The following is a 3127-nucleotide window of genomic DNA, read 5'->3' on the forward strand; positions in this document are numbered from 1 at the left end:
GTGGGTCATAGGCGCCGGACGCACTTCAGAAGCCACATCAGCAGAGAGCTTCTGTACCACTTCGCCTTGTGCTTCAGACAGCTCCTGCAGCAGCTGCGGGCTGATGGTCAGGCGGTCACAGCCTGCCAGCTCCAGGATCTCGCCGGTGTTACGGAAGCTTGCGCCCATGACCACAGTGTTGTAGCCCAGGGCTTTGTAATAGTTGTAGATTGCCGTTACCGACAGCACGCCCGGATCTTCAGACGCTTCGAAGTCACGGCCTTCTTTGGCTTTGTACCAGTCCATGATGCGGCCGACGAAAGGTGAAATCAGGAACACACCGGCTTCGGCACAGGCGCGGGCCTGAGCAAAAGAGAACAGCAGAGTCAGGTTACAGTTGATGCCTTCTTTTTCCAGGATTTCCGCTGCGCGGATCCCTTCCCAGGTCGACGCCAGTTTGATCAGGATGCGGTCGTTGCTGATGCCGGCATCGTTATACATTTTGATCAGCTTGCGGGCTTTGGCCACGCTGGCGTCGGTGTCGTAAGACAGGCGGGCGTCGACTTCAGTGGAGATACGGCCCGGCACCACGTTGAGGATTTCTTTACCGATGTTCACCGCCAGCTTGTCACCGGCGTCTTCGATTTGCTGTGCTTTATCGCTGCTTTGCGCTTTGGCATAGGCAATCGCATCGTCGATGAGCGGTGCGTACTGTTCAATCTCTGCGGCTTTCAGGATCAGGGAAGGGTTGGTGGTGGCATCTTGCGGTTGGTACTTCTTAATCGCTTCGATGTCGCCGGTATCGGCAACAACAGTAGTAAGTGCGCGCAGCTGTTCCAGTTTGGTGCTCATCTCAGTAAAACCTTTTTGATATGTGGTAAGAAATGACGTTCTGCCCGGTGGCGGTTCATTGTGCATGAACGAATGTAATACGCCTGAGCAAATGAAGTGCTCATATTTGAGCTTTTTGCCACAAATGTCAAACCCTACGTTACAGAAAGTGAGGGAGAATCTGGCCCGAACCGGTACAGTCCCTGATGGCAGGAAAGCGGGATAATTCGTTGTGTTTTGCGTGGTTCAATAGCGATGACGCTACTGATAATATAAAAATATGATATCAATCAGCGTGATACCTGTTTGTGCTAAATGCCAGTGTGATTTCTGCGTGTCATTATAGAACGGAGGAGGTGTTAACAGCGCGTTTGCAGAAGCAGTGACCATCTCAGGAGTGAACAAAAAGAAGATTAGTGTAATTTTGTTCACCCGTTGAGAATATAAGCAGTGACTGGTTGAACCCGTATGTCGCTGTAGCTGCCATTTGTGCTTATGAGTCAGACATGTTCAGCAAGGCCATCGCACAACTTGCGCTGGTTGCCAGCACATCTATCACGCCAGTTCTTAACGCGCCCAGAATCGCCAGTGCCTTCCGGCTCTCACTAGCCATAGCAATCACATTCGGGATACGATGCAAATCTGACATTTCCAGTCCGACAACCCGGCCACGCATCAGTGTTCCCGCCTGTTGTCCATCCAGGCGGAAGAAGTCAAAGCCGCCGATATCGCCGACAATGCCGTCATTGAGTCTGGCTTCAACAAACTCTTTCGCCGTGAAACATCCCAGTTTTACCATATGGCTGTTTTCATCCATATCGCCAATACCGACTAAGGCAAACTCCGCTTTTCGGGCCTGATTGAGGGTTTCGCTGACATTGGGATGAGTGATAAACACCTGCTGGGTGACTTCACTGTCGACATAGGCTGGTGCGTATAAGGTTTCGCTGGTGCCGCCAAATTTTTTGGCTAGACGGCGGCAGATATGATCCGCATTAATGGTGTCGCCGCTGCGGTGTGTTCCGCCGATAGCGCAAACAAAACGCGCGTTGCGATGGGAAACAATACCGGGATGATCGGCGACAGCAGCAACATTTTGCCCCTGACCCACCGCGACAACGACATCATCTCTCAAATAACCGTCCAGATAGGCCGATACCAGGGTAGAGACTTGCATTCGTTGCTCTTGTGCACTGGGTTGATCCAGTGCAATCAAGGCTCGTTTCAGGTTAAACCTGTCCATCAAACGCTGTTCAAGCTGGGCGCTGTGGATCGGGTGGAACTTAACGGTAATTTCCACTATCCCTTCTTCCCGCGCTTTTCTGAGCAGACGGCTGACTTTAGGGCGGCTGATACCGAATTTTTTCGAGATTTCTTCCTGCGTTGCACTTTGCTGGTAATACAAAATGGCAATTTCAGTCAACAGGTCTGTATCTTCCAGCTGATGGTCAAAAGAAGCGGTAGGCGGTGAAGTGGTCATAGCGGTGTTCCATACACAGATGTGGCGTCAGTGTAATGGATTCAAAAGCGCTTAACAAATGTTAGCCGTCATGCACTTTGTTCAGCGTTTTCATTGCCGCATTGATTTGCCGGCCTTCTTCTCACTGGGTTTGAGGAAAGAAAACAGGTGATGAGCGGGGGGATAAAAAAGGCCTGACATGAATGCCAGACCTTTGAATCATGGAACCACTGTCATGGTGGCGATGATTGTTTCGGTTCGGTTTACAGCAGCTCTTTCGCTGTGCTGACCACGTTTTCAGTGGTGAAACCGAACAGCTTGAACAGCTCACCGGCCGGGGCCGATTCACCGAAGCTGGTCATGCCGATGATGCGGCCGTCAAAGCCCACGTACTTGTACCAGAAGTCGGCAATACCGGCTTCGATAGCGATACGGGCGGTCACATCCGATGGCAGTACAGACTCGCGGTAAGCGGCGTCTTGCTTGTCGAACGCATCGGTTGATGGCATAGACACCACGCGCACCTGCTTGCCTTCGGCGCTCAGCTCGGCCGCTGCGTTCACCGCCAGCTCTACTTCAGAGCCGGTGGCAATCAAAATCAGCTCAGGCTTGCCGGCGCAGTCTTTCAGGATGTAACCCCCTTTGGCGATATCCGCAACCTGCGCGTCGTTACGCTCCTGCTGAGCCAGATTCTGCCGCGAGAAGATCAGCGCTGACGGCGCGTCTTTACGCTCGATGGCCAGTTTCCAGGCCACGGCAGATTCAACCTGGTCACACGGACGCCAGGTGCTCATGTTCGGGGTCAGGCGCAGCGAAGCGATTTGCTCCACCGGCTGGTGCGTCGGGCCGTCTTCACCC

3 protein-coding genes are annotated in these 3127 nt (G+C 52.8%); all 3 read right to left on the bottom strand.

The genetic code is table 11. From position 1 onward, the window contains the following. On the bottom strand, positions 1–831 hold an 831-nt coding region (gene tal, locus IFO68_RS21735; RefSeq protein ID WP_192017836.1), incomplete at its 3' end, for a transaldolase. 472 nt (positions 832–1303) lie between these two features. Further along, entirely contained in the window at positions 1304–2290 is a 987-nt protein-coding gene (locus tag IFO68_RS21740) for a sugar-binding transcriptional regulator (protein ID WP_192017837.1), read from the bottom strand. A gap of 242 nt (positions 2291–2532) precedes the next feature. Next, positions 2533–3127, bottom strand: a 595-nt coding sequence (locus IFO68_RS21745; RefSeq protein WP_272872741.1) for a transketolase-like TK C-terminal-containing protein, incomplete at its 5' end; no start/stop codon positions are given.

It is taken from the genome of Photobacterium arenosum (assembly GCF_014841115.1).
GTDB classification, from domain to species: domain Bacteria; phylum Pseudomonadota; class Gammaproteobacteria; order Enterobacterales; family Vibrionaceae; genus Photobacterium; species Photobacterium arenosum.

What these genes read in the sequence shown, in the direction of transcription:
- IFO68_RS21740 (WP_192017837.1), bottom strand. Translation starts at nt 2,290, where the DNA reads ATGACCACTTCACCGCCTACCGCTTCTTTTGACCATCAGCTGGAAGAT.